Here is a 24477-nt window from a genome sequence, read left to right as displayed (position 1 = left end):
ACCGGACGGTCGGGGTGAAGGACGAGGACGGAGGCACCTCGGGCCAGGCCGGCGGGATTTCCGGCCACGCCGGCTCCCGCTGGTGTTCGCTGCGGTCCGTGGGCACGGTACCTCCCGAGATCATGCCCGAATTGGGGGTGCCTGGCATGATCTCATGCGAGCCGGGGGCTGCCGCAGCGAAACCGCGGAATGCCTCGCGGAACTGCTCACCCGTGGGGTCGGTGGGCGGGTCCTGCATCGGCAAATCCGCGGGCGGGAATGAGTTGGCCACGGCAAGCACAGTAGGGGAATGGACATAAGAGCCCACAACGGATCTATCACCATCGTGTATCGCACTTTGACACGCCAGGTCAGCCGACAAGATCGATCCGCGTCCCGGTTGCCGTCTGCGCTACGCTTGACACGCGTGCCGCCACCCTGCTGAGCGGGCAGCCGCCTCGGAGCGTGAGAGCGCGGAGACGGGGCTGCCTCGACTGTGACGCAGGGGCCTGCCCCCGGCGGGCGCCTTCATCTGTGTGATTCCAGCCGCCTGGCGAGGAGTGGAAGTGGACGAGCCGGTGTACGACCCGCAGGCGCTGCAGGCCAAGTGGCTGCCGCGGTGGGAGGAGCTGAACCCCTTCGCGGCGGTCGAGGACCTCGCGGACACCAGGCCGCGCAAGTACATGCTCGACATGTTCCCCTACCCCTCCGGCGACCTCCACATGGGGCACGGCGAGGTCTTCGCGATCGGCGACGTCGTCGCGCGCTACTGGTTCCAGAAGGGCTACAACGTCCTGCACCCGATCGGGTGGGACTCCTTCGGCCTGCCCGCGGAGAACGCGGCCATCAAGCGCAACGCCCACCCCGCCGAGTGGACGTACGCCAACATCGACACCCAGGCGAACTCGTTCAAGCGGTACGCCATCTCCTTCGACTGGTCGCGGCGTCTGCACACCAGCGACGCGGAGTACTTCCGCTGGAACCAGTGGCTGTTCACCCGCTTCTACGAGCGGGGCCTGGCCTACCGCAAGGGCGGCCTGGTCAACTGGTGCCCGCAGGACCAGACCGTGCTCGCCAACGAGCAGGTCGTGGCGGGCAAGTGCGAGCGCTGCGGCGCCGACGTCATCCGCCGCGAGCTGACGCAGTGGTACTTCAAGATCACTGACTACGCCGACCGGCTGCTCGACGACATGACGCAGATCGAGGGCGGCTGGCCCGAGCGCATCCTCACCATGCAGCGCAACTGGATCGGCCGCTCCACCGGAGCCGACGTCCAGTTCCGCATCGAGGGCCGCGACGAGCCGGTCACCGTCTACACCACGCGCCCCGACACCCTGTACGGCGCGACGTTCTTCGTCGTGGCCGCCGACGCCCCGCTGGCGGAGGAGATCGTCGCCCCCGAGCAGGCGGAGGCGCTGGCCGCCTACCGCGCCGAGGTCGCCAAGCTCTCCGACATCGAGCGGCTGTCCACCGAGAAGGAGAAGACCGGCGTCTTCCTGGGCACGTACGCGATCAACCCGGTCAACGGGGAGCGCATCCCGGTCTGGGCGGCCGACTACGTGCTGTCCGACTACGGCCACGGCGCGATCATGGCGGTGCCCGCGCACGACCAGCGCGACCTCGACTTCGCGCGCAAGTTCGGGCTGCCGGTCAAGGTCGTCGTACACACCGGCCTGGCCGACCCGGGCGAGACCGGCGTCGCCACGCCCGGCGAGGGCACGCTGGTCAACTCCGGCCCGCTGGACGGGCTGACGAAGGCCGATGCGATCCAGAAGATCATCGAGGTCCTGGAGGAACGCGGCACCGGCAAGGCCGCGGTGAACTTCCGGCTGCGCGACTGGCTGCTGTCGCGGCAGCGGTTCTGGGGCACCCCGATCCCGATCATCCACTGCGTGGACTGCGGTGAGGTCCCGGTGCCGGACGACCAGCTTCCGGTCACGCTGCCCGACCTGCGCGGCGCGGCTCTGCAGCCGAAGGGCGTCTCGCCGCTGGCCGCGGCCACCGAGTGGGTCAACGTCGAGTGTCCGAAGTGCGGGGGCCCCGCCCAGCGGGACACCGACACGATGGACACCTTCGTCGACTCGTCGTGGTACTTCCTGCGTTACTGCGACCCGCACTACGAAGGCGGGCCGTTCGACGTCGAGAAGGTCCGCGAGTGGGGCCCGATCGACCAGTACGTCGGCGGCGTCGAGCACGCCGTGCTCCACCTGCTGTACTCGCGGTTCTTCACCAAGGTCCTGTACGACATGGGCCTGGTCGGCTTCACCGAGCCGTTCCTGCGCCTGCTCAACCAGGGCCAGGTGATCAACCGCGGCAAGGCGATGTCGAAGTCGCTGGGCAACGGTGTCGACCTGGGCGAGCAGATCGACGCGTACGGCGTGGACGCCGTGCGGCTGACGATGATCTTCGCCGGGCCGCCGGAGGACGACATCGACTGGGCCGACGTCTCGCCGGCCGCGTCGCAGAAGTTCCTGGCCCGGGCGTTCCGCGTGATGGCCGAGGCCGGTGCGGCGTCCGCCCCGGGGATCGACTTCTCCGGCGGCGACGTCGAGCTGCGCAAGGTCGTCCACCGGACCATCGACGAGGTGACCAAGCTCGTCGAGAGCTACCGGTTCAACGTCGCGGTGGCCCGCATGATGGAGCTGACCACGGCCGCCCGCCGGGCGATCGACGCCGGTCCCGGCGCGGCCGACCCGGCCGTCCGCGAGGCGGCCGAGACCCTGGCGATCATGCTGTCGCTGGTCGCGCCGTACGTCGCGGAGGAGGGCTGGGAGCGGCTCGGGCACGCGCCGTCGGTCGCGAAGGCCGGCTGGCCCGAGGCGGACCCGGCGCTGCTGGTCCAGGAGTCGGTCACGGCCGTGGTGCAGGTGGCGGGCAAGGTCCGCGACCGGCTCGAGGTCTCCCCGGACATCTCCGAGGCGGACCTGCAGGCCCTGGCTCTGGCGTCGGACAAGGTCCGGCCCTACCTGGACGGCGAGCCGCGGAAGGTGATCGTACGGGCGCCGAAGCTCGTCAACATCGTGCCGTGACGGGACGTTGACGATCGGCTGGCCTACCGGACAAAATTACGCCCGAGCCACAAACTAGTCATATCGATGTAGGCGTGCGGTCAGGGCATGCCGCGACCACCACCGCTCCGGCGGTGGTCTGGGGTGCGCGCCTGACCGTATGGCTCGCCGTCGGCGTGCGCCCCGCGTGGGAGGCATGTCTTGTACAGACGAATTCTCGGCGGGCTGGCGACCGCCGCCGCGATGGCGGCGACCGTTCTCGTCGTCACCGGTTCGCCGGCGAACGCCGCCGGTACGGGCACCGGCTACCTGCACACCAGCGGGAACAAGATCGTCGACAGCACCGGCGCCACGGTCCGGCTGACCGGCATCAACTGGTTCGGCATGGAGACCGACAACAAGACCTTCCACGGGTTGTGGGCGAACAACCCGTGGAAGAGCCAGCTCGACCTCATGGCGAACCTGGGCTACAACACGATCCGGGTGCCGTTCTCGGACGACGCGCTGAAGCCGGGCGCGCAGGCGACGAGCGTCAACACGTACTCCAACCCCGACCTGATCGGCCTGTCCCCGCTGCAGATCCTCGACAAGGTCGTGGACTACGCGGGCCAGAAGGGCATGCGGATAATCCTCGACCGGCACCGCCCGACCAGCGCGGGCCAGACGGCGTTGTGGTACACCTCGGGCGTCCCCGAGTCCACCTGGATCAGCGACTGGAAGTCGCTGGCCCAGCACTACGCCGGCAACACCACCGTCATCGGGGCCGACCTGCACAACGAGCCGCACGCCGACGGCACCAACCCGAACGCCACCGGCTCCTGCTGGGGCTGTGGCGACGAGTCGCGTGACTGGCGCCTGGCGGCCGAGCGCGCGGGCAACGCCATCCTGTCCGTGCAGCCCAACTGGCTGATCTTCGTGGAGGGCGTGAGCTGCCCGAGCGGCGGCCTGTCCAACGTCTGGGACAACGACACCAGCAACGACGAGGACTGCGGCTGGTGGGGCGGCAACCTCACCAAGGCCGGGCAGTACCCGGTGCGGCTGAACGTGGCCAACCGGCTCGTCTACTCGCCCCACGAGTACGCCACGTCGGTCTACCACCAGGCGTGGTTCGACGACCCGTCGTACCCGGCCAACATGCCGGCCGTCTGGGACAAGTACTGGGGCTACCTGTACAAGCAGAACATCGCGCCGATCATGGTCGGCGAGTTCGGCACCACGCTGGCCAGCAACATCGACAAGATCTGGCTCCAGGAGCTCATGAAGTACATGGGCAGCGGGGTGAACGGCATGTCGTTCACCTACTGGTCGTGGAACCCCAACTCGGGTGACACGGGCGGCATCCTGAAGGACGACTGGGCGACGGTCGACCAGGCCAAGCAGAGCATCATCTCGCCCTACCTGATCCCGCCCACGGGCGGCAACCCGACGCCGCCGGTGTCGCCCTCGGCCTCGCCGAGCGTGTCCCCGTCGGTCTCGCCGTCGGCGTCTCCCTCCGCGTCGCCGTCCGCGTCCCCTTCGTCGCCGGGCGGGAAGACGTGCACCGCCACATACAAGGTCGCCAACCAGTATCCCGGCGGCTTCCAGGGCGAGGTCACGGTCAAGGCGGGGTCGTCCGCCATCTCGGGCTGGACCGTGAAGTGGGCCTTCCCGAACGGCCAGAGCATCAGCCAGCTCTGGAGCGGCACGCTCAGCGCGAGCGGAGCCAACGTCACGGTGACGAACCTGTCCTACAACGGCGCGCTGGGCGCCGGGGCCTCGACCACGTTCGGCTTCAACGGCACCTGGTCGGGCACCAACGGCGTCCCGTCGCCGGTGAGCTGCACCGCCTCCTGACGGCGAACCGAACACGGCACAGCAGCACAAGCCCGGCGCTCACGAGAGCGCCGGGCTTGTCCCCTGTGCGGCGTCCGGAACCGGCGGACGGTTACAGCTTGCGCAGGACGGCCGTGACCTTGCCGAGCACGGTGGCCTCGTCACCGGGGATCGGCTCGTAGTTGGGGTTGTGCGGCACCAGCCACACGTGCCCGTCCTTGCGCTTGAACGTCTTCACGGTGGCCTCGCCGTCGATCATGGCGGCCACGATGTCGCCGTTGTCGGCGACCGGCTGCTGCCGCACCACGACCCAGTCGCCGTCGGCGATGGCGGCCTCGATCATCGAGTCACCGGAGACCTGGAGCAGGAACAGCGTGCCCTCGCCCACGAGCTGCTTGGGCAGCGCGAACACGTCCTCGATGCTCTGCTCGGCGAGGATGGGACCACCGGCCGCGATGCGGCCGACCAGCGGCACGTAGGCCGCGGTGGGCCGGTTGAACCCGGCCTCCTCCTCGGAGGTGGCGTCCGGGTCCACCCACAGCACCGGCTCGCCCGGCAGCCGGACCTCCAGGGCCCGGGGCCGATGCGGGTCACGCCGGAGGTAGCCCTTACGCTGGAGCGCCGTGAGCTGGTGCGACACGCTGGAGGTGCTGGTCAGCTGGACCGCTTCCCCGATCTCCCGCATGGACGGCGGATAGCCGCGCTGCTGGACCGAGTCGCGGATCACCTCGAGGATCTTCCGCTGCCTGGGGGTGAGGCCAAGCGAGTCGCGCCTGCGAACCGCGAGGTCGCTGACGCCATCCGCTTGCTCACTTCGGTCACTCACGATGCCACCTCTCAATCCGTGTTCCTCATGTCGCACAGAGCGACCGTACCGCGATTCAAGATCACCGTCAAACAATTGTTCGATATCCAGCGAAATCGCCGATCTCGCCGTCCATCCACCTCATCGTACGGGAGTTCGATCGATCCCGTGTTCGATTTACCCGATCTTCTCTGGGCGCTGTACGCCCAGGTCAGAAGCCGTACGGAAATGGGCCGGGAAAAGCGCGTAAAGGGCGTATTCCGCGACCCGCGGGGCAGGTGATGCGGCGGTGACTGGAGGTGCGACACGCGCGCCGAACAGGCACTTCCCCTCCCGTGGCCGGTTCGACTTGCGTTCAAGGTCGGGCACTCCTACGGTTGGACCACAACATCTAGTAGTCACAGCGGTGTAAGTTCACCACACCTTGTGTTCGGGATGTGCGTTCAGGGAGGCGATGAAGTGCACTGTCCGTTCTGTCGCCACCCGGACACCCGGGTCGTGGACAGCCGTGCGGCCGAAGACGGGGCGGCGATTCGCCGCCGGCGCACCTGTCCCGAGTGCGGGCGCAGGTTCACCACCCAGGAGACCGTGCTGCTGATGGTGAGCAAGCGCAGCGGAGTCACCGAGCCGTTCTCCCGGGAGAAGGTCATCGCCGGCGTGCGGCGGGCCTGCCAGGGACGCCCGGTCAGCGAGGACTCCCTCGCCCAGCTCGGGCAGCGCGTCGAGGAGAGCATCCGGGGCACCGGCGCGGCCGAGATCGCCTCCCACGAGGTGGGCCTGGCCATCCTGGGTCCGCTCCGCGACCTCGACGAGGTGGCTTACCTGCGCTTCGCGTCGGTCTACCGGGGATTCGAGACGCTGGCCGACTTCGAGGCGGAGATCGAGCGGCTCAGGGCGGCCAGAGGCGACCGGGAGCCGATCGAGGAGTGAGCGCCTCCCGGGAGACCGGGACGGGGCGAAGGCGGCGGCACGGCGCGGGTGCGGTGGCCGCGGCGCGACGATGAGGTTGTAACGAGCGTGGTCCGAAAGAGGGGCTCCACCGGCCCCTGGGAGGGGGAAATCATGACGGAGACCGTGAGCGGAACCGTATCGGGCGCGGGGGGCCGGGCGGGCAAGCGCCCGCGCAAGGGCTTGAAGATGAAGCGCGTCTTCACCACCCCGGGTGTCCACCCGTACGACGAGGTCCGCTGGGAGCGGCGCGACGTCGTGATGACGAACTGGCGGGACGGCTCGGTCAACTTCGAGCAGCACGGCGTGGAGTTCCCGGACTTCTGGTCGGTCAACGCGGCCAACATCGTCACCACCAAGTACTTCCGCGGGGCCGTGGGCACCCCGCAGCGCGAGTCGAGCCTCAAGCAGCTCGTCGACCGGGTCGTGGGCGTCTACACCAGGACCGGCGTCGAGAACGGCTACTTCGCCTCCGAGGAGGACGCGGAGATCTTCGACCACGAGCTCAAGCACGCGCTGATCCACCAGATCTTCAGCTTCAACTCCCCGGTGTGGTTCAACGTCGGCACCCGCTCGCCCCAGCAGGTGAGCGCCTGCTTCATCCTGGCCGTGGACGACACGATGGAGTCGATCCTCGACTGGTACAAGGAAGAGGGCGTGATCTTCAAGGGCGGCTCCGGCTCCGGGGTCAACCTCTCCCGCATCCGCTCCTCCAAGGAGCTCCTGTCCAGCGGCGGCACGGCCAGCGGCCCGGTCTCCTTCATGCGCGGCGCCGACGCCTCCGCCGGCACCATCAAGTCGGGCGGCGCCACCCGCAGGGCGGCCAAGATGGTCGTCCTCGACGTGGACCACCCCGACATCGAGGAGTTCATCGAGACCAAGGCGCGCGAGGAGGACAAGATCCGCGCGCTGCGCGACGCCGGGTTCGACATGGACCTCGGCGGCAAGGACATCGTCTCCGTCCAGTACCAGAACGCCAACAACTCGGTGCGGGTCTCCGACGAGTTCATGCGCGCGGTCGAGGCCGGCGGGAAGTTCGGCCTGCGGGCCCGGCTGACCGGCGAGGTCATCGAGGAGGTCGAGGCCCGGTCGCTGTTCCGCAAGATGGCCCAGGCCGCCTGGGAGTGCGCCGACCCCGGCGTGCAGTACGACGACACGATCAACGACTGGCACACCTGCCCGGAGACCGGGCGTATCACGGCCAGCAACCCCTGCTCGGAGTATGTCCACCTGGACAACTCCTCGTGCAACCTCGCGTCGATCAACCTGCTGAAGTTCCTGCGTGACGACGACAGCTTCGACGTCGCGACCTTCGTGAAGGTCACCGAGCTGATCATCACCGCGATGGACATCTCGATCACCTTCGCCGACTTCCCGACGCAGAAGATCGCCGAAACCACCCGGGCGTACCGCCAGCTCGGCATCGGCTACGCCAACCTGGGCGCGCTGCTGATGGCGACCGGCCACGCGTACGACTCCGACGGCGGCCGGGCCATCGCGGCCGGGATCACCTCGCTGATGACCGCCGTGTCCTACCGCCGCTCGGCCGAGCTCGCCGGGATCGTCGGCCCGTACGACGGCTACCAGCGCAACGCCGAGCCGCACAAGCGGGTCATGCGCAAGCACGCCGCGGCCAACGACGACCTGCGCACGCTCGACGACATGGACAAGGCCCTGCACGCCGAGGCCACCCGGCAGTGGCAGGAGTGCCTCAAACTGGGCGAGAAGAACGGCTACCGCAACGCCCAGGCGTCGCTGCTCGCCCCGACCGGCACCATCGGCCTGATGATGGACTGCGACACCACCGGCATCGAGCCCGACCTGGCGCTGGTGAAGTTCAAGAAGCTCGTCGGCGGCGGGTCGATGCAGATCGTCAACCAGACGATCCCGCGGGCGCTGCGCCGGCTCGGCTACCTGGAGGAGCAGGTCGAGGCCATCGTCGAGTACATCGCCGAGCACGGCCACGTCGTGGACGCCCCGGGCCTGCGGCCGGAGCACTACGAGGTGTTCGACTGCGCGATGGGCGAGCGGGCCATCGCCCCGATGGGCCACGTCCGGATGATGGCGGCCGTCCAGCCGTTCCTGTCCGGCGCGATCTCCAAGACGGTGAACCTGCCCGAGTCGGCCACGGTGGACGACATCGAGCAGGTCTACCTGGAGGGCTGGAAGCTCGGCCTCAAGGCCCTGGCCGTCTACCGCGACAACTGCAAGGTCGGCCAGCCGCTGTCGGTCGCGAAGAAGACCTCCGAGGAGGTCTCCGAGGAGACCGCGGAGAAGGAGCCGATCGTCCAGGTCGTGGAGGTCGCGCGGCCGACCCGGCGGCGGATGCCGAACCAGCGGCCGAGCACCACCACCCGCTTCACGGTGGGCGGCGCCAAGGGCTACATGACCGCCTCGTCCTACCCCGACGACGGCCTGGGCGAGGTCTTCCTCAAGATGTCCAAGCAGGGCAGCACGCTCGCGGGCGTGATGGACGCCTTCTCCGTGGCGATCTCGATCGGCCTCCAGTACGGCGTGCCGCTCGACACGTACGTGCAGAAGTTCGTCAACATGCGGTTCGAGCCGGCGGGCATGACCGACGACCCCGACGTCCGGATGGCGCAGTCCGTGATGGACTACATCTTCCGGCGGCTCGCGCTCGACTACCTGCCGTACGAGGACCGGGCCGCCCTGGGCATCTTCTCCGCCTCCGAGCGGGCCGCGCAGCAGCGCGGTGAGGACCCGGCCGCGCTCCAGGACGTGGACACCGCCGCCCTGGCGCAGTCTGCGCCCATCGAGAGCGGGCAGGCTGCGCCCATCGAGAGCGGGCAGTCCGCGCCCGTCGAGAAGGCGCAGTCCATCGAGACCAAGCCCGCCGAGGGCCTGTCCAACGGGCAGGTCGCGCCGGTGGCGGTGCCGGAGCCGCGCCGGGTCGGCGCCTCGCTGGAGAGCCACCAGGGCCGTACGGCCGACGCGCCGCTGTGCCTGACCTGCGGCACCAAGATGCGCCCGGCCGGCAGCTGCTACGTCTGCGAGGGCTGCGGCAGCACCAGCGGCTGCAGCTGACCAACCACCCCGTGAGCGAAGGGGGCCGGCGAGTGCGCCGGCCCCCTTCGCCTCTCTCAACCGCCGCCGTCACGCGGGTGACCCACCGACGACGAAATGCTCCGTTTTGAGCACATTCAATTCAGCGTAGCGGCTTTAACGGTTGCCCAAAACAACGGACGAATCTTTCCAGTGAGAAAGGAAATTACTTCCCGGGGTCGACCGAAGAAGACCATCGCATGCATATCCGGAGTCTCCACGCTCTGCACAGACTGTGGGGGATGCCTGAGACGGCGCACAGCCGTGAAACGTGCCACCGACCTGCTCCGGAAGGTAGATCATGGACATTCGCGGCAAGACAGTCCTCGTCGCCGGCGGCACCTCCGGGCTCGGTTTGGGAGTCGCACGACATTTCTCCGCTCGGGGCGCGAATGTCGTCATCGTCGGCCGGCGCGGCACGCTCGCCGCCCAGATCGCCGACGATCTCGGCGAGAACGCCCTCGGGATCGGCGCCGACATCGGCGACGCCGAGGCGGTCGCCGCCGTCGTGGCCGCCACCCTGGACAGGTTCGGAACGCTCGACATCAACGTCAACACCGCCGGCATCCTCGCCCCCGTCATCCTCGTCACCGACACCGGACGACCCAGCGATACGACCGTGCTGACCCGGCTCGTGAGCACCAATCTCATCGGCACCTTCAACGTGATGAGCCACGCGGCGGCCGTGATGCTGGGCAACGCCCCCGACGAGGACGGTGAGCGGGGTGTCATCATCAACACCTCCTCCGTCGCCGCCCGCGAGGGAACCACCGGATTGGTCGGATACGCCGCGACGAAGGCCGCCATCGAGGGCATGACTCTGCCGGCCGCCCGCGAGTTCGCCGGGCAGGGAATACGCGTCAACACCATCGTCCCCGGGGGCTTCGACACCCCTATGGTCGACGGCTATGCCGACGAGGACATGAAGGCGGAGGGGATCAAGCAGTTCCTCAATCCTCGGCGGCTCGGGACCCCGGACGAATTCGCGGCGTTCGCCGCCCATATCGTCGAGAACAGATATTTCAACGCCGCCATTTCCAGGCTCGACGCGGGTTATCGCATGCCACTGTGACGACGTCGCACTCTTGACTGCGTCCGCCCGGGTATCTCCGACACCTTGTGCGTTCACGGATAGGGCGCAATTTCCGGTCAGAGGCCGGTGGGCTCCCGGCCGCCTGCCCCTCGGCCGGGCGCGCATGTCCGGCTACCTCAGGTACGCCGGAACAGGGCGCCCCCCTTCGCGGATCTCAGAACGTCGTGGCCATGCGGTCCAGGTGGTCGCTGATGACGGCGGTGAACGCGGCCGGGTCCTCGAACGGCAGGCCGTGGCCGCCGGGGACGGTCACGAGCTCGGCGTGGGGGATGAGCCGGGCGAGCTCGCGCTGGTGGTGCGGCGGCACGATCCGGTCGTCGGCACTGGAGACGATCAGCGTCGGCGCGGTCACGCGTGGCAGCAGCTCCGTGATGTCGACGGCGATGTCGGCCAGCGCCTGTCTGATGAACCCCTCCTCTGTCCCGTCGAGGGAGGCCGTGAACCCGGCGGCGGCCTGCTCGAAGTCCTCCGGCGAGCGGGCGCGCAGCGTGTCGTCGCCCATGGCGGTCACCTGGAGCAGCCGGGCCAGCAGTTCCCTGTCGGTGCGCACCAGGCGGATCCACAGGTCCATCTGGAAGGCCATCCACGGGTCGGTCCTGGCCCATCCGGCGTGCGCGGTCAGCGACAGCACCTTCTCCGGCCGGGTGCCGGCCGCCGCCAGCGCCACGACGGCGCCGAGCGAGTGGCCGACCAGGTGGAACCGTTCCAGACCGGCGTGCCCGGCCGCGCCGAGCACCTGGGCGACCAGATCCTCCACGTGGATCGGGCCGTCTCCGTCGACGGTGTCGCCCGAGCCGGACAGGTCGGGGGCGACCACGGTGAAGCGGCCGGCGACGGTCTCGATGAGCGGGGCCCAGTTGGTCTGGCCGGTCGCGCCGGTGCCGTGGACGAGCACGAGGCCGGGCCCGGTTCCGGTGACGAGGTAGTTGACGGTGGCGGAGGCGACGCTGGCGACAGGCATGATCGTTCCTTTCACGTGGTGATCCGCGCGGGTTCGCGGACGGACATCAGGAGACCGACGGCGAGCGCGCCGGCCAGGGACAGGAGGGTCAGCAGCCACAGGGCGTTGTGCAGGGCGTCCGCGTAGCCGGCGCTCGCCAGGCGGGCGAACTCCAGTCGCCCGGACCCCGCCGGCACGGCGCCCGCGATGTCGCCCTGCAGCAGGCGGGAGGTCGCCCGGGCCGCGCGGGCCTCGCCGTACCGGCCGGTCAGGCTCGCCCGGGTCAGCGCGGACAGCACGGCGCCGAGCACGGCGATGGCGACGACCTCGCCGGTGATGCGGGCCGTGTTGAACAGCCCTGCCGCCATGCCGGCCCGCGCGGGCTCGACAGAGGAGACCGCCGCCCCGTCGACAACGGCCAGCGACACGCCGAAGCCGGTCCCGATCAGCAGCAACGGCACGGCGAGCCGCGCCGGGCCCGAGCCGGCCGGCACCGCCGCCAGCAGCCCGGTCCCGGCCGCGACCAGCAGCAGCGTGGTCACCAGCAGGACGCGCTGCGACAGGCGGCGGGCCAGGGCGCCGGTGACGGGCGGCATCACCAGCGTCGGCCCGGTCAGCAGCATCAACGTCAGACCCGCCTGCCGGGCCGAGTAACCGGAGGTGGCCATGAGGTACGGCGGCAGCACGATCGTCAGCGCGACGAAGCCGAAGGCGAGCAGGAACGGCATGGACGCGATCGCCGCGAACCGGGGCCGGGCCAGCAGCGACAGATCCACCAGCGGCGCGGGATGACGCCGTTCGGCCCTGGCGAAGGCCGCCGACAGGACGGCGCAGGCGGCGAAGGCGGCCGGCACCGCCGGGTGCGTCCACCCGAGAGCCGGCCCCTCGATCACGCCGAAGGTGAAGGCGGTCAGCGCGAGGGTGAAGGCGGCCGCGCCGCCCCAGTCCATGGGACCGTCCAGGGCGGCGCGCGACTCGTTCAGCAGCGCACTCAGTGGCAGCACCGGCAGCAGCGCGATCCCGGCCGCCGCGAACAGGCTGCGCCAGCCGACGGCGCCGACCAGTGTTCCGGCGATCACCGGGCCGAAGGCCAGTCCCAGGCCGAGCGTGGTGCCGAACCAGGCGAACGCCCTGGTCCTGCCGGGGCCCGCGGGGTAGTCGTGCGCGAGCAGCGCGGTGCCGCCGGTGGTGGCCGCGGCGGCGCCGGCGCCCGTGAGCGCCCTGGCCGCGATCAGTACGCCGATGTCCGGCGCGGCGGCGGCCAGGAGCATCGACGCCGTGAGCACGCAGGCGCCGAGGGTGAACATCCTGCGCCGTCCGATCCGGTCGGCCAGCGCCCCGGTGCTCGCCATGAACGCGGCGAAGGTGAGGAAGAAGGCGTTGACCACCCACTGGGTGGCGTCCAGCCCGGCGTGCAGGTCCGCGCCGACGTCGCCGAGCGCCTCGGCGGCGCCCGTGGCGGTCACCGGGACGAGCAGCACCGCGGCGCAGACCACGGCGAGGGACGGCGCCCGCCGTCGTGAGCCGGGAGAATCCGCAGGCATCGATACCATCCAATTCTTATAACCATAAGAACCCTGATGGACATCAGAGGATGGATGAATAACTGAAGGCCTGTCAAACCGGTGGTAGGGTCCGCATGTCAGAGCCCTGACGGCGCGGGGAGCGTGATGATGGGAGCCGAGGAGGCGAGGATCGCCGAGGCGGTGGCGTGGCGGCCCGGTAACGCCATCAAGCGCGCCGAACAGGCCCTGATGGCGGAGAAGAGCCGCGTGCTGCGGCCGTTCGGGCTGACCGTCCCGCAGTACGCGGCGATGTACGCGCTGTCGCTCGCGCCCGGCATCTCGGGGGCGAAGCTGGCGCGGTTCTGCTCGGTCACCCCGCAGAGCATGACGACCGTGCTCAAGACGCTGGAGTCGCGTGGGCTGGTGGAGCGGCGTCCCTCCAGCGATCACGCCCAGGTGCTCGTCACCCGGCTCACCCGGGCCGGGCAGGCGCTGCTGCGCAAGGCCGACGCGGCGGCCGTGGCCGTGGAGCGCAGGCTGGTGGAGGAGTTCACGCCCGACGAGGCCGACCGGCTACGGGACCTCCTCGAACGGGCCGTCGTCGTCCTTCAGGACACGCCGCCGGGGGAATGAGGCACGGGAATGACACCGGCGGCGGCCGTGTTGCCCCAGCCATGGTCATCGGATTCATCGGCAGCGGGAAGATCGGCGGCACCCTCGCGAAGCTGGCGGTCGACGCCGGGCACTCGGTGGTGCTGAGCAACTCCCGCGGGCCGCACACGCTCTCCGAACTCGTGGCCGGGCTGGGCCCGAACGCGCGCGCAGCCACCGCGGCCGAGGCCGCGGCGGCGGGGGACATCGTGGTCGTGACGATTCCGTTCGGCAGATACCGGGAGGTGCCGGTCGAGCCGCTGGACGGCAAGATCGTCATCGACACGAACAACTACTACTTCGAGCGTGACGGTCACTTCCCCGAGCTCGACGCGGGGGAGACCACCGACACCGAGTTGCTCGCCGCGCATCTGCCGGGGTCGCGGGTCGTGAAGGCGTTCAACTCCATCAACTACGTCCATCTCGCCGAGCAGGGTCTGCCCGCCGGCGCGGAGAACCGGCGGGCGCTGCCCATCGCGGGCGACGACGCCGAGGCCAAGAAGGCGGTCGCCGAGCTGACCGACTCGTTCGGCTTCGACGTGGTCGACGCGGGCCCGCTCGCGGAGGGACGGCGGTTCCAGCGGGACAAGCCCGCCTACGGTCCCCGCCTCACCGCCGCAGAACTGCGCGACGCCCTCGCGCGAGGCTGACGGATCAGGCCGGGCGCCGATCAATCGGGGACGACCGTGTGGCGGGTGCCGGTCTCGGCGGAGCGGCGGATCGCGTCGAGCAAGCCGTGCAGGCGCAGGCCGTGGGCGAAGTCCGGCACCTGCCCTCCGCCCGTCCGCAGGTCGGCGGCGAGCGCGGCGTAGAGCTCGGCGACGTTGCGCGCGTCGCCCGCCGCCCCGGGCGCCCGGACGTACTTCTCGGGAATCGGCAGCTCCTTCCACGCGCCGCCCGCCGTCCCGTGCAGGCGCAGCTCGGTGATCTGCACGCCGTACGGGCTGCCCGGGCCGGTGGACACGAGGGAGAGGTCGCCCTCCGTGCCGGAGATCTCGATTCGCGTGCCCGGCTCGGTGACCTTGCCGCTGTGGAGGTGCAGGGAGACCACAGCGCCGCTTGTCATGGTGGCCGAGAGCAGGAGCTGGTCGGGGGTGTCGGCCTCGATCGTCTCGCCGCTCTCCTCGATGACGTACTGCCCGCGCTGCACGGAAAGGGTGGCGGACAGGGAATCGATGTCGCCCAGGAGATGCTCCACGACGTCGAGCGTGTGCCCGCCCACGACCTCGAGCAGCCCGGCCGCGCCGGCGCGGGTGACCGTGTACGCCGACCAGGACGGCAGCCTGCCGCTCGCGCCCTTGCCGACCGCCGAGTGGACGTTCACCGCGGTGACCCGGCCTACCGCGCCGTCCCTGAGCAGGTCGCGGGCGTAGGTCACGGCGGGGGCGAACCGGCCCTGCAGCCCGAGCGCATGCCGCACGCCGGCCGCCCGCGCCTGGTCGAGCAGGTCCCGCGCCTCGGCGGTCGTCCGCGCCAGCGGCCACTCGCACAGCACGTGGGTGCCCGCATCGAGGGCGGCGCCGACGAGCTCGGCATGGTGGGGGACCTTGACCGTGACGGCGACGAGGTCCACCTCGGGGTGCGCGGCAAGGGCCCGGGGATCGGTGAACGCGTGCGGGGCGCCGAACCTGCGCGCGGCCTCGCGGGCGCTGTCCTCCCGGCTGGTCGCCACGGCCGTGATCTCGTAGTCCGGCAGCGCCCGCAGCGCCGGGACGTGCGCGCGCACCGCCCAGCCGCGTTCGGGGTTGGCGCCGACGATGCCCACACGGATTCTGCTCATTTCCCGCCTCCAGGCCATAAGCGGACTCGATGCGTCCGGTTGCGACTCTAGCATAACCGGACGCGCCGAGTCCGGTTGGTAGGCTGCGGCCATGAGCAGTCGGGACGGAGCGGTCGGCGTTCTGCTGGCGGCGGAGCCGGGGCGGACGCCCCGGGCCGACGCGCGGCGCAACATGGAGCGGCTGGTGGAGGCCGCGCGGGCGGCGGTGGCCGAGATCGGAGTCGAGGTCACGGCGCACGAGATCGCCCGCAGGGCCGGCGTGGGCATCGGCACCTTTTACCGGCGCGTGTCCTCCCGCGAGGCGCTGCTGGAGGCTGTCCTCGACGAGGTGCTCGCCGAAATGGCCGACCTGGCCGCGAACGCCGCGGCCGACTCCGACCCCTGGCACGGATTCGAGACCTTCGCCGCCGCGTACGTGCGGCTGCGCGCGGAGAGCTGCGGCATCCGGGAAGCCGTGGGCGGCGCCTGCGGGCCGAACCTCGACCCGGTGCTCGGCCAGATCCAGGAGGGCCTGCGGCACCTGGTGGAGCGCGCGCAGGAGGCCGGGGTGATGCGGACCGACGTGGCCTGGCAGGACGTGCCGTTCCTGCTGGCGGCCGTGGCGACCGGTCCGCGCACGCTCAGACTCCGGGCCGGGGACGAGCAGTGGGGCCGCAACCTGCGGATCGTGCTCGACGGGCTGCGTGCGCCGCGGTCGCAGGCGCTGCCGGGAACGCCGCCGGCCTGATCAATCGGTCTCGAAGGCGATCCGGTCGGTGAGCCAGCGGTAGAACTTGATCGAGAACCTGACCCAGTGGGCCACCATCGTGGTCAGGTGCTCCCTGGTCACGCCGGCCCCGATATAGACCTGGGAGTCGCCGACGACCCGGATCGTGCCGTTGTCCTGCGTGAACGCGTAGACCTTCGGCCACATCGTGTCCGCGTTCCACTCGTTCAGTGCCGTGAGCAACATCGGCTTGTCGTCCACCGAGTACTGCCTGTCGTAGAAGGACCGTACGGTGAACAGGTCTCCTTCCTTGCCGAACAGGAAGTAGATCGTGAGGTGGGCGGTGGAGATCGCCAGGTCGCCCTCTGTGTCAATGGTGTGCTCGATGTCCAGTTCGTCCAGGATCTCCTCGAGGAGGTCCCGGTCCGGCTGGACGACCGCTGGGGAAGGCGTCACCGCTCCATCCTGCCCCATCGGCCCGCCGGTGAAGTGGCAGACGTGACAGACGAGCATGATGAGGAGTTCGGTGCCCGCTTGGCCACGGCTTGTCCGGCTCTGCCGACTGCTCGACGGAGCTCCCTTGCTCAACCGATCCTGTGGACGAGCGCCGTGAGGTCCGCCGCCAAAGCGGCGTCGAGCGGGGCGTGCCGGTTGAGCAGCCGATACCACATGACCCCGAAGATCAGGTCAACCAGCAGGTCCAGGTCGGCGCCCGGCGGCGGCGGCATCCGCTCCAGCACTGCCCGCAGGGTGTCCCGCCGCGGGCCGATCAGCCGCTCCCGCAGTCGCTCGCCCAGGGCGGGGTCGCTCTGGGCCTCCGCCATGAGGCCGGCCACGACCCTGCCGACCACGCCGTCCGCCAGCGCGAACGTCTCGCTCAGGAACGTCTCCAGGTCGGCCTGCGACGGCGCCTGGGTGCTCCCGACGAGGTCGGTCATCGCCTCCAGCAGCAGGTCGGCCTTGGTGTCCCACCAGCGGTAGAGCGTCTGCCTGCCGGTTCCCGCCTCCTCGGCGATGCCCTTCAGCGTCACGTTCGGATATCCGTCGCGCTCGCACAGCCGCAGTGCGGCCTCGAGTATCGCCCGGCGCGCCTGCTCACTGCGTGGCCTGCCAACCATGCCGCCCACTTTACAGGACACTGTGTCTCGGTTTATGCTTTCGAGGCATCATGTCTCGCATTCAGGAGAGTTCCAGTGAGTGAACGAGTGGTGATCGTCGGGGGCGCGAGCGGCATCGGCCTGGCCACCGCCGTACGCCTGGTCGCGTCGGGCCGCGAGGTCGTCGTCACCGGCCGTACGCCGGAACGGCTGGAGCGGGCGGTCAAGGAGATCGGCGAGCGGGGCTCCGGGCTGGTGGCCGACGCCCGCGATCCGGAGGCGATGCGGAACCTGTTCGCCGAGGTGGGCGCGGTGGATCACGTCGTGATCAACGTGTCGGGCCGAGGGCAGGCCGCGGGGCCGTTCCGGTCGCTGACGCCCCAGGCCCTGCGCCAGGCCCTGGAGGACAAGCTGATCGCCCACATCGTCGCCGCGCAGGCCGCGCTGCCGGCGCTGCGGCGGGACGGGTCGCTGACGTTCGTCTCGGCGGCCAGCGCGAACAGCGCGATGGCCGATGTGGCCGGGTTCGCGGCGGTGAACGGCGCCATCGAGTCGATGATCCCGGGGCTCGCGGTGGAGCTCGCCCCGGTCCGGGTCAACGCGGTGTCGCCCGGTGTGGTCGACACCGAGTGGTGGGACTGGCTGGGAGACAGCCGGCAGGGCGCGCTCGACGCGTTCGCCGCCGCCACCACGGTCGGCCGGATCGGCGCACCCGCCGACGTGGCGAACGCCATCACGTACCTCATCGAGACGGGTTACGCGACGGGCACCGTGCTGACCGTGGACGGCGGCGTCCGCCTCAAGCCGAGCGCGGCATGAGGACGATCCTCGTCACGGGGGCGACCGACGGGCTGGGCCGCCACCTTGCGGCCCGGCTCGCCGCGTCGGGCGACCGGGTGATCGTGCACGGGCGCGATCCCGAGCGGGTGCGCCGGGTCCGCGCGGAGATCGGCGGCATCACGGAGGGACTGCTCGCGGACCTCGCCGACCTCCGGCAGGTCGACCGCATGGCGACCGAGGTCGAGGAACGGTTCGACCGCCTGGACGTGCTCGTGAACAACGCGGGAGTCGGCGGAGGAGCCCCGCACTCCGGCAGGCAGGAGAGCGCAGACGGCATCGAGCTGCGCTTCGCGGTCAACTACCTGGCCGGCTACCACCTGACCCGGCGGTTGACGCCCCTGCTGGTCAGGTCGGCGCCGTCGCGGGTGGTCAACGTGGCGTCGGTAGGACAGCAGGCGATCGACTTCGCCGATCCGATGCTCACCCGGGGCTACGGCCGCCAGCGCGCCTACTCCCAGAGCAAGCTCGCGCAGATCATGTTCACGTTCGACCTGGCCGAGGAACTCGCCGGGCAGGGAGTGTCGGTCACCGCGCTGCACCCGGCGACGTACATGGACACCACGATGGTCCGGGAGGCCGGCGCGCCCGTTCTCAGCTCGGTGCGGGAGGGCGGCGACGCCACCCTCCGCCTGATCGACGGGAAGGTCCCCAGTGGCACCTACCACGTCGGGGCGAGCGAGGGCCGGGCCGACCCCCAGGCATACGACCGCGAGGCCCGGGCCCGCCTCCGCGAGCTGAGCGACCGCCTCGTCCGCGAGGCCCTCGCCCGCTGAACGACCGCCCTGAACGACACGGTCGGTACGGCGTGCCGGTCCGGGCGAGGATGCGCGGGGGCCGAGGACGCGCAGAGACAGTTGCGGCAGGTCAGCTCAGCCGCTATCGAATTGATCCAGGTTTTCCAATAGGGTTCGAGCCTGCTGCGTCTCCGGGTCTTCGTGGCCCAGGATCGCGACCATCTCGGGAAGCAGCGCCCGCAGGAGAGTTCGGGCCTGCCGCGGATCTCCCAGCTTGATCAACAGCGCCGAGATCTCTCGGCGGAGCAGCAGTGCGAGGGGATCGGATTCGCCTACAGCGGCCTGCACATCGGTGAGCAGAGCCGTCATCTGGTCCAGCGCGATCTCGTTGCGGCCGAGGGCAGCGGTGCTCAGTGCCTGGTTGTAGCGGCAGTCCAACACCACGGGGTGCCGTGCTCCCAGCGTGTCGGCGAGTGAGGGCAGCACCTCGTCGAAGTCGCTGAGCGCCGCCGCGTAGTCTCGCGCTCCGAATCGTGCGTTCGCCAGGTCCATCTGTAGCGCGATCAGAAGCTCGCGCTCTGCGGGCAGGGCGGCGCAGGCGGACACTGCGCTTTCCAGCACCTCGATGGCTTGGCTGAGCCGCCCGTCGAGCGCGAGGTTCTCCGCCTGTTCCTTAGCCGCGATCAGGTCGCTCCTGGACAGATCCGGTGCAGGCGGGATCGGCGGATTGGGGATGAGGGGGCCGACGAGGGCGGTCTCGGCGATCCGTTCGGCCACAACGGCGTACATTCGCCCGGGATTCGGCGTCGGCGCCGCCGTCGTCGCGCCCGGCAGCGGCGGCAGCGCCACCACGTACGGCAGCAGGCGTTCGTAGACCTCCGCGGCCGAGGCGGGCCGGTCAGAGGGGTTCTTGGCCAGTAATGACAGGACGAGCTCTTCCAGTTCGTCCGGCACGTCCGCACGCAGTGATTTGAGCGACGGGGGCGGCTCGGAGTAGTGCCGCGCCAGTTCGGCCTGGGGGACAGCCGACTGGAAGACTCGCTGGCCGGTCAGCAGTTCGTGCACGACACAGCCCAGTGCGTAGAGATCGCTGCGCGAGTCCGCCTTTCCGGTGATGGCCTGTTCCGGGGCCATGTAGCAGAAGGTGCCCACCCCCTGCCCAAGCCTAGTGATCACTGTCGCGCCCGGATCCAGCACGGCGGCGATGCCGAAGTCGAGCACCTTGACCGTGCCATCCGGGCAGAGGATGAGGTTCACCGGTTTGAGGTCCCGGTGTATGACGTTCTGCTCGTGGGCGACGGTCAGCACCGCGCACACTTGGGCGCCGATCGCCGCCGCCCAGGACACCGGCAACGGGTCGTGCGCGTCGATCAGATGATCGATGCGATAGCCCTCGACCAGCTCCATCACCAGGAACAGCGACGTGTCGTGGGTGCCGACGTCGTAGACGATCGGCACCCCAGGGTGCCGGAGCTTGGCGGTTACCCGGGCCTCCCTGCGAAACCGCTGCTCGGCCTCCTTCAGTTCATCCGCGCCGGGAAACTTCTCCGCGCGGATGAACTTGACCGCCACGTGCCGATCCAGTGACTGGTCGAACCCCCTCCAGACCTCGCCGTAGCCGCCCTCGCCCAGGCGCGAGACCAGCTGGTACCGATTACCGACAATCGTCCCAGCATCCACGCTCACGCTTATATCACTGGCATCTCACTGGATGTCATTGCTTTCGCGGATCATTCGGTACACCTGCTTGCGGCCCAGTTCGGTAATGCGAGACCGGAAGAGCGTGTCGTCGAAAAAGCGCTGCACCAGATTCGTGTTACCGGTGTGCCGGTCCACGACCACCTTCTCCAGATGGTCGGCGAAGACCTCCCCGAAGTTCGCCTCGTCGTTCACCAGTGCGGCGACTTTCAGCGACTCGTCGGCGACGGCCTCCTGGAACTGCTGCTCCACCCAGATCTGATCGGCCTCGGAAAGGCCCAGTCCGTACTTGTCGTTGACGGCGGCGATCAGCGCGTGCAGTGACGTCATCTCCGGTTCGGCGGCGGCCGAGCTTCCCCCCGACGGCCCAGGCAGCGTCACCTCCCCGCCGGGCACGGGCGCCAGGCTGACGTCGTGCTCGCCGGTCTTGCTGATCCTCAGGTGGGTGAGATCGACCTCGCCGATGTCCACTGCAGGGTCCTCCCGGCGCGGCAGTCGGTTCAGCAGGAACCTGCCGAACAGGTACAGCCGTTCCAGATCGTCATCGGTGTACGGCACGACCTGCGACAGAAACCCGTACAGCCGCACGTAGCCCCGCAGGTCGGCACGGAACTGCTCTGCTGAGTCATCGCCAGTCTCCGCGTCCTGCTCCTGCCGCTTCTCGAACCGCCGTACGGCGGGCTCGGTGAAGCGGTAGAGCGCGGCATGCGCCTTCTCCCAGTCCCGCTGGGTCGCCGACACGCGCTCGGCCTGTAGGTAAGCCTCGGCCAGGGCTTGCATCTCCGACACCACCAGCAGTGCGTGTCCCTGAACGGCGGCCGCGCGCTGGTAGAGCAGGTTTGGATCGATCTCCTCAACCGCCATGCCCTCGTAGAACGGTTGGAACTCGGCCTGGATGTCCTCGGCCTTGTTCTCGAAGTCCACCACGAACAGGTCGCCCTGAGACTTCAGGCGATGGGTCCGGTTCAGCCGCGACAGCGTCTGCACCGCCGCCACGCTGCGCAGCTTCTTGGCCACATACATGGTTGTCAGCAGCGGCTGGTCGAAGCCGGTCTGGTACTTGTCCGCGACCACCAGGATCCGGTACTCGGGCTTCTCCGGCGCGGTAGGCGAAGGATCGTCGGCCCGGCAGTACGCGAACCGGTCCGGCAGCTCCTTCTCACCGAAGCCGTTCAGCCCGGCCTCGGTGTACTCGTGCTCGATCCCGTTCTCGTCGGTGACCGTCAGCTTCTGCGAGAACGCGATCAGCGTGCCGCAGTTGGTGTAGCCGTTCACCTCGGCGTAGTCGCGGATCGCCTGCCCGAGCCGCAGGGCGTGCTCCCGGGAGCTGGTGACCACCATCGCCTTGGACCTGCCGCCCATCTGCGGGGCGGTGTGCCGCCGGAAGTGCTCAACGATGATCTGTGCTCGCTGCTGGATGCTGGTCGGGTGCAGCTCGGCGAACCTGGCCAGCAGCGCCTGCCCCTTGCGTCGCTCCACCTGCCGGTCGTCCGGCTCCTGGCTCATCAGCCGCCACAGTGTCTTGTAGGTGACGTAGTTCCTCAGCACGTCGAGGATGAAGCCCTCCTCGATCGCCTGCCGCATGGAGTAGATGTGGAACGGCCGCGGTTTGCCGTCCGGACCCGGGGTGCCGAACAGCGTGAGCGTCTTGGGCTTCGGGGTCGCGGTGAACGCGAAGTAAGACAGCTCGTCGTGCTTGCCCCGGGCCAGCGCGCTCGCGGTCAGCAGGTTTCCGTCCTCGTCGATCTCATCGCTGCCGAGCCGCCGCAGCACTCGCTTGAGCGCCGCGGCCCCCTCGCCGGACTGCGAGGAGTGCGCCTCGTCCACGATCACCGCGAACCGCTTCCCGCGCAGTCCCTCCACCCGCTGCAGGACGTACGGGAACTTCTGCAGCGTCGTGATGATCACCCGTGCGGTCTCGCCCTGTAACGCCTCGGCGAGCTGCGTGGAGTCCTGGTCGATCCGCTGCACCACCCCCGGCGTGTGCTCGAACTGGTAGATCGTCTCCTGCAGCTGCCGGTCGAGCACCACACGATCCGTGATCACGATGACCTTGTCGAACACCGGCTGGTTCGGTTGGTAGCCCTTCTCCAGCGCGTCCGGTGCGAGCTCCATGAGACTGTGAGAGGTGTGCAGGTTCGACAGGGAGTGGGCGAGCCAGGCGATCGTGTTGGACTTGCCCGACCCCGCAGAGTGCTCGATCAGGTAGTTGTGGCCGGAGCCGTGCCGCCTGGCGTGCGTGGTGAGCTCCCGCACCGCGTGCCACTGGTGGTAGCGCGGGAAGATCAGCGGTAGCTTGTGAACCTTCCCCGGCTGCGGCCTGCGCCCCCGGCCCTTCTTCACGTCCTCGTCTTCCACGTGCAGGAAGCGCTTGAGCAGGTCGAGCCACGTGTGCGAGTCCCAGATCTCCTCCCACAGATACCCCGTGCGGTAGCCGCCCGCGCCGGCGGCGTCCGGGTTGCCCGCGCCGCCCTTGTTGCCCGGGCCGCCGGTGCCCTGGTTGAACGGAAGGAACTGGGTCTGTCCCCGGGCCAGTCGCGTGGTGAGGAACACCAGGTTGGGATCCACCGCGAAGTGGACCAGCGCCCTCTTCGCGAACACGAGCTCCTTGGGGTCGCGCGCCTTGTACTGCTCCTTGGCGTCCTCGACCGTCTGCCCGGTGAGTTCGTTCTTCAGCTCGGCGGTCGCGACGGGGACGCCGTTGACGAACAGCGCCAGATCGACTGAGTCGTCGCCCGTGGCCGCGTAGCGGAACTGCCGCACCACGCTCAGGATGTTCTTGCTGTACGGCTCCAGTGCGTCGGCCGCGATCGTGTGGGCGGGCCGGAAGTAGGCGATCCGGAAGGTGATGCCACGGTCCTTCACACCGTGCCGGAGGACCTCCAGCGCCCCGTCGGCGTCGATCGCCTTGGCCACCACCTCCGCCAGGCGCCGTTTCGCTCCCGCCTCGTCGCCCGCCTGCATGGTGACCAGGCGAGACCATTGCTTTGGCTGGGTCGCCTGGACGAAGTGCAGCAGCTCGGTGGGGTTCAGGCCGAGCGCGTGGTCGAACAGGTCATTGGAGCCCTTGACCCACCCCCGCCTGAGGAGAGCGGACTCGATGGCGTCCTCGAAGACCTTCTCATGATGCACGGGGGGCATGCTCATGTCCCTTTCTTCAGATGCTCCGCGCAGCACCGAGCGGCATCCTTACGCATCTGATCGAATGACCGATTACGGCCCGTCGGCGTGGCCAGGAGACCGAGTTTCACCGCCTGATTAAGAACGTCCGGTGCGTCGGACTCGCGGTAACGGCGGCTGCCTCCACTGACCTCGTTCACGAGGATCTTCTTGGGATCCGGCAGCCGCCCGGTGTCCCTGCTGCGGTGCTTGCCCGGGATGGACCAGGACGAGACAAGGGCAGACAGTGCCTCCGGGAACAGCAGCAGCCACGCTTCGATCTCCGAAACAGCGAGCGCGTAGTGGGCCCTGCCGTCCAGGGCGGTCTCCAGCGCCTTCTGCACCCGCTCCCGGATGACGGGATAGTCATCGCTGTCGACCTTGTCGAGATCCTCGTGGACGAAGACACACGCCACCGAGGTCTCGTCTCGTACGGCTCGCGCCCGTACCTTGCCGGCCAGCACCTCGGCCCGTGCCGCGAGCGTTGCCCCGGTCGCCTGATGCAGCCGCACCTTGTCGTTGATTTCCACGATGCGGCCGCGCATCTCCGGGCAGAAATCCTCGAGTAGGACCCGGAGGGAGAGTCGGTCGTTACGGTCTTCACCCGCCACGACCACTACCGGTTTTCTCGTGGGTCGGACGCGCGTGCCTCCATGCCG

General features: G+C 69.5%; 19 protein-coding genes. 10 read left to right on the top strand and 9 right to left on the bottom strand.

Annotated features, from left to right (window positions below; all coding sequences use genetic code 11):
• Nucleotides 1–545: 545 nt before the first annotated feature.
• Entirely contained in the window at nt 546–3008 is a 2463-nt protein-coding gene (gene leuS / locus IL992_RS25635; protein ID WP_193205921.1) for a leucine--tRNA ligase, read from the top strand.
• 180 nt (nt 3009–3188) lie between these two features.
• Nucleotides 3189–4820 carry a cellulase family glycosylhydrolase gene (locus tag IL992_RS25630; RefSeq protein WP_226873766.1) on the top strand — a complete coding sequence of 544 codons (1632 nt, stop codon included), beginning with the start codon at nt 3189–3191 and terminating at the stop codon, nt 4818–4820.
• Between the two features lie 91 nt (nt 4821–4911).
• On the opposite strand, the gene lexA is transcribed toward IL992_RS25630, so the two are convergent.
• A complete protein-coding gene (gene lexA / locus IL992_RS25625) occupies nt 4912–5628 on the bottom strand; it encodes a transcriptional repressor LexA (RefSeq protein ID WP_167538760.1) in 717 nt (238 codons plus the stop codon).
• Nucleotides 5629–6063: 435 nt separating this feature from the next.
• Here lexA and nrdR point away from each other — a divergent pair, with 435 nt between their 5' ends.
• From nrdR to IL992_RS25610, 3 genes are all read left to right on the top strand, one after another.
• Nucleotides 6064–6534 (top strand): transcriptional regulator NrdR, encoded by a 471-nt coding sequence (gene nrdR / locus IL992_RS25620; RefSeq protein WP_193205920.1) that lies wholly within the window; start codon nt 6064–6066, stop codon nt 6532–6534.
• A gap of 132 nt (nt 6535–6666) precedes the next feature.
• On the top strand, nt 6667–9597 hold the full coding sequence (locus IL992_RS25615) for a vitamin B12-dependent ribonucleotide reductase (RefSeq protein ID WP_193205919.1): 2931 nt from the start codon (nt 6667–6669) through the stop codon (nt 9595–9597).
• Nucleotides 9598–9916: 319 nt separating this feature from the next.
• Complete coding sequence (locus tag IL992_RS25610; protein ID WP_193205918.1) at nt 9917–10687, top strand: SDR family NAD(P)-dependent oxidoreductase; 771 nt, start codon at nt 9917–9919, stop codon at nt 10685–10687.
• Between the two features lie 175 nt (nt 10688–10862).
• On the opposite strand, the gene IL992_RS25605 is transcribed toward IL992_RS25610, so the two are convergent.
• Both IL992_RS25605 and IL992_RS25600 read right to left on the bottom strand, forming a co-directional pair.
• Nucleotides 10863–11669, bottom strand: coding sequence for an alpha/beta fold hydrolase (locus tag IL992_RS25605; RefSeq protein WP_193205917.1), 807 nt, complete (start codon nt 11667–11669; stop codon nt 10863–10865).
• Between the two features lie 11 nt (nt 11670–11680).
• Entirely contained in the window at nt 11681–13192 is a 1512-nt protein-coding gene (locus IL992_RS25600) for an MFS transporter (RefSeq protein ID WP_193205916.1), read from the bottom strand.
• A 126-nt stretch (nt 13193–13318) separates the two neighbouring features.
• On the opposite strand from IL992_RS25600, the gene IL992_RS25595 reads away from it, so the two are divergent.
• Both IL992_RS25595 and IL992_RS25590 read left to right on the top strand, forming a co-directional pair.
• On the top strand, nt 13319–13786 hold the full coding sequence (locus IL992_RS25595; RefSeq protein WP_226873764.1) for a MarR family winged helix-turn-helix transcriptional regulator: 468 nt from the start codon (nt 13319–13321) through the stop codon (nt 13784–13786).
• A 41-nt stretch (nt 13787–13827) separates the two neighbouring features.
• Nucleotides 13828–14454, top strand: a complete 627-nt coding sequence (locus IL992_RS25590; RefSeq protein WP_193205915.1) for an NADPH-dependent F420 reductase — start codon at nt 13828–13830, stop codon at nt 14452–14454.
• Between the two features lie 20 nt (nt 14455–14474).
• Here IL992_RS25590 and IL992_RS25585 read toward each other — a convergent pair whose 3' ends face one another.
• On the bottom strand, nt 14475–15584 hold the full coding sequence (locus tag IL992_RS25585; RefSeq protein ID WP_193205914.1) for a Gfo/Idh/MocA family protein: 1110 nt from the start codon (nt 15582–15584) through the stop codon (nt 14475–14477).
• 91 nt (nt 15585–15675) lie between these two features.
• On the opposite strand from IL992_RS25585, the gene IL992_RS25580 reads away from it, so the two are divergent.
• Nucleotides 15676–16311, top strand: a complete 636-nt coding sequence (locus tag IL992_RS25580) for a TetR/AcrR family transcriptional regulator (protein ID WP_193205913.1) — start codon at nt 15676–15678, stop codon at nt 16309–16311.
• On the opposite strand, the gene IL992_RS25575 is transcribed toward IL992_RS25580, so the two are convergent.
• Complete coding sequence (locus tag IL992_RS25575) at nt 16312–16746, bottom strand: type III secretion system chaperone family protein (protein WP_185949492.1); 435 nt, start codon at nt 16744–16746, stop codon at nt 16312–16314. It lies immediately after the preceding gene.
• 128 nt (nt 16747–16874) lie between these two features.
• Nucleotides 16875–17408, bottom strand: a complete 534-nt coding sequence (locus IL992_RS25570) for a TetR/AcrR family transcriptional regulator (RefSeq protein ID WP_193205912.1) — start codon at nt 17406–17408, stop codon at nt 16875–16877.
• Nucleotides 17409–17483: 75 nt separating this feature from the next.
• On the opposite strand from IL992_RS25570, the gene IL992_RS25565 reads away from it, so the two are divergent.
• Together IL992_RS25565 and IL992_RS25560 are read left to right on the top strand one after the other, a co-directional pair.
• Entirely contained in the window at nt 17484–18206 is a 723-nt protein-coding gene (locus IL992_RS25565; RefSeq protein WP_193205911.1) for an SDR family oxidoreductase, read from the top strand.
• Nucleotides 18203–19000, top strand: coding sequence for an SDR family NAD(P)-dependent oxidoreductase (locus IL992_RS25560; protein WP_193205910.1), 798 nt, complete (start codon nt 18203–18205; stop codon nt 18998–19000). The genes IL992_RS25565 and IL992_RS25560 overlap by 4 nt, the downstream gene beginning before the upstream one ends.
• A gap of 96 nt (nt 19001–19096) precedes the next feature.
• Here IL992_RS25560 and IL992_RS25555 read toward each other — a convergent pair whose 3' ends face one another.
• From IL992_RS25555 to IL992_RS25545, 3 genes are read right to left on the bottom strand one after another with little or no spacing between them, the layout of a single operon-like run.
• Nucleotides 19097–20647 (bottom strand): serine/threonine-protein kinase, encoded by a 1551-nt coding sequence (locus tag IL992_RS25555; protein WP_193205909.1) that lies wholly within the window; start codon nt 20645–20647, stop codon nt 19097–19099.
• 18 nt (nt 20648–20665) lie between these two features.
• Nucleotides 20666–23806 carry a type I restriction endonuclease subunit R gene (locus tag IL992_RS25550; RefSeq protein WP_226873763.1) on the bottom strand — a complete coding sequence of 1047 codons (3141 nt, stop codon included), beginning with the start codon at nt 23804–23806 and terminating at the stop codon, nt 20666–20668.
• The gene (locus tag IL992_RS25545; RefSeq protein WP_226873762.1) at nt 23803–24363 is read right to left on the bottom strand and encodes a hypothetical protein; all 561 of its coding nucleotides are present in this window, start codon (nt 24361–24363) and stop codon (nt 23803–23805) included. The genes IL992_RS25550 and IL992_RS25545 overlap by 4 nt, the downstream gene beginning before the upstream one ends.
• Nucleotides 24364–24477: the final 114 nt, after the last annotated feature.

The sequence above is a fragment of the Microbispora sitophila genome, from assembly GCF_014892245.1.
Taxonomy (GTDB): Bacteria; Actinomycetota; Actinomycetes; order Streptosporangiales; family Streptosporangiaceae; genus Microbispora; species Microbispora siamensis.
Note: the sequence above shows the minus strand (reverse complement) of the source record. Positions and strands in the feature narration are given on the sequence as shown.